The organism is Escherichia sp. E2586, from assembly GCF_005781105.1.
In the GTDB taxonomy this organism is placed as follows: domain Bacteria; phylum Pseudomonadota; class Gammaproteobacteria; order Enterobacterales; family Enterobacteriaceae; genus Escherichia.
Window position 1 is genome coordinate 1 of sequence record NZ_VATN01000057.1, and the last position, 2530, is coordinate 2530.

Consider the following 2530-nt stretch of genomic DNA (forward strand, 5'->3'; position numbering starts at 1 on the left):
CAAATTTACTATGCCACTACAAATGAACACATGGAAGGTCTGTTTCAACGTTTTTCTAAACTGTTACCTTTCAGAATTGATTTTGCCTACAGGAAAGACACGCCCAGTTTCGGGCATTCCTGTAAGCACAGTATGTGTATGGAAATATACCGCTTACTTAGCGAAAACCAAACGATGTTGGCAGGATATTACTGGGTAATGGAATATACACCAGACAAAGGGCTTCATATTCATTTTATCGGCTATCTGGATGGACAACGTCACAAGAACTCTTATCAGATATCCAGGCAACTGGGAGATATCTGGAGGCGGATCACGGAAGGGGAGGGTTATTTTCATCTGTGCCGGGCTAAAGATAAATACCCGGTGCGTATCGATCACGTGATTCACTATAGTGATAAGTCTGCGGTAGACGACTTACGTTACGCCCTTAGCTATCTGGCTAAACAGGATCAGAAAGAACACGGTATTATTCTGGGCCGTAGCAGGCTTCCCGAAAAAAGTAACCGGGGCCGACCACGACATAACTGAATTACGGGGGCTTATGCCCGAACCATCGTAAGTTATCGCGTGGATTTGTCGTTAATGCGTAGCTTTGTCCTCAGCGCAGGGGACTATGACACTTCATCTTCTGTGGTGGTACCCCGTGGGGCAGGTACAGATAACGCATATAGTTCATAAATCTGACAGTGATGAATTAGCTGCACTAAGGGCAAGCATAACTTGAAGCTCATGGGATTGAATGGTGACGTAAACCGCAGAGCCCTGTGCAGTGCGTTTTCGTATTATCCACCGACGAGAAGGTTGCATTATTTCGTCGGTTGTTTCGCGGGCGTGATGATGTATGGGCCCTTCGATGGGAAAGCAAAACCAGCGGAAAGGGTATTCGTCTACCTGGCTAACGAATGGCTGTTGGGAATATGCAGTAAGCCCTGGATAAAATGTGGGGACTGCGTTCACCGTCAGTTGATCCCTGTATCTGATCTCATCATCTACCTGAGGTAGTGTACAATATGCCGATATCGAACTGATACTTAATTAAAATATCTAGAGTGTGATATATCTCTGAGAACTATCAATACGAATATTAAAAATACTTCCAGAATAACAGCAATACGGGTGGATCTCCATTACCCTCCTGTGATTGACAACGGGGATACCATTACCTGTTTCCCTAACCTGATCCCCGGAGAGATATCTCGTTTCCGTAACTCGCTGAATGCGAAAATTAATGCAGATCAGCACCGTAAAAAACAATAAGGCAAACGCACCTACGCAACGTCGGTTTGTATTATCTGGGCGAAAGAATATACACAGTCCTTTAAATGTCATTATCACGTCTGCCTGTTGTTTAACAAAGACGCCTATTACCACCTGGGAGACTATGAGCGCTCTGACACCCTGAGAGGGTTAATTACCGGAGCCTGGTACAGCGCCTTAGGGTTGGAACTGGAAGATCACCAGGGATTAGTTCATTTCCCTACTAATGGACGTTACATCCTGGATATTAACGATCCTGATTTCCCTGAGCAGCACCAGCACTTATTGGCACGTCTGGATTATTTGACGAAGCTCGACACTAAAGCATCAGGCCAGCGTAACTTTGGCTACAGCGGTTTTTGACCTATTGTAACTGCAAGGTGATTTATTATGTATACAGAATCAAACGTTAAGCTTTCCTGTAACGCCCTCTGGCAAAAGTGTGTCCTTGCAATGAACCGCCCCGGGAATCCTGGAGACTAAACTTCCTGAGAAAGAGGTAAACAGGATGACTAAAAATACTCGTTTTTCCCCCGAAGTCCGTCAACGGGCAGTTCGTATGGTTCTGGAAAGTCAGGGCGAATATGACTCACAATGGGCGGCAATTTGTTCCATTGCTCCAAAGATTGGCTGTACGCCAGAGACTCTGCGCGTCTGGGTTCGCCAGCATGAGCGGGATACCGGAGGCGGTGATGGCGGGCTCACCACCGCTGAACGTCAGCGTCTGAAAGAGCTGGAACGTGAAAATCGTGAACTGCGCCGCAGTAACGATATCCTTCGCCAGGCTTCCGCTTATTTTGCGAAGGTGGAGTTCGACCGCCTCTGGAAAAAGTGATGCCACTGCTGGATAAGCTGCGTAAGCTGTACGGGGTCGGACCGGTATGCAGTGAACTACATATTGCCCCGTCAACGTATTACCACTGTCAGCAACAGCGACATCATCCTGATAAACGCAGTGCCCGTGCGCAGCGCGATGACTGGCTGAAGAAAGAGATACAGCGCGTATACGATGAAAATCACAAGGTATACGGTGTGCGTAAAGTCTGGCGTCAGTTGTTACGGGAAGGTATCAGAGTGGCCAGATGCACTGTGGCACGTCTCATGGCGGTTATGGGACTTGCCGGTGTTCTCCGGGGTAAAAAGGTCCGCACTACCGTCAGCCGGAAAGCCGTTGCCGCAGGCGACCGCGTAAACCGTCAGTTTGTGGCAGAACGTCCTGACCAGTTGTGGGTGGCTGATTTTACTTACGGTGTGCCCGGAGTTCAGAGCG

At 48.0% G+C, this 2530-nt stretch carries 1 protein-coding gene, 3 pseudogenes and 1 other annotated feature; all 4 genes and pseudogenes read left to right on the forward strand.

Annotation, left to right across the window (positions count from 1 at the left end):
• Nucleotides 1–3: 3 nt before the first annotated feature.
• Nucleotides 4–531, forward strand: a complete 528-nt coding sequence (locus tag FEK50_RS24025; RefSeq protein ID WP_135524350.1) for an inovirus-type Gp2 protein — start codon at nucleotides 4–6, stop codon at nucleotides 529–531.
• Nucleotides 532–670: 139 nt separating this feature from the next.
• Nucleotides 671–996 (forward strand): annotated as a pseudogene (locus tag FEK50_RS24030) (DEAD/DEAH box helicase); the annotation flags it as partial.
• 63 nt (nucleotides 997–1059) lie between these two features.
• Nucleotides 1060–1623, forward strand: a pseudogene (locus FEK50_RS24280) (inovirus Gp2 family protein).
• Nucleotides 1624–1768: 145 nt separating this feature from the next.
• Nucleotides 1769–2530 (forward strand): annotated as a pseudogene (locus FEK50_RS24050) (IS3 family transposase); the annotation flags it as partial.
• Nucleotides 2050–2166: a sequence feature (AL1L pseudoknot), on the forward strand. It overlaps the preceding pseudogene by 117 nt.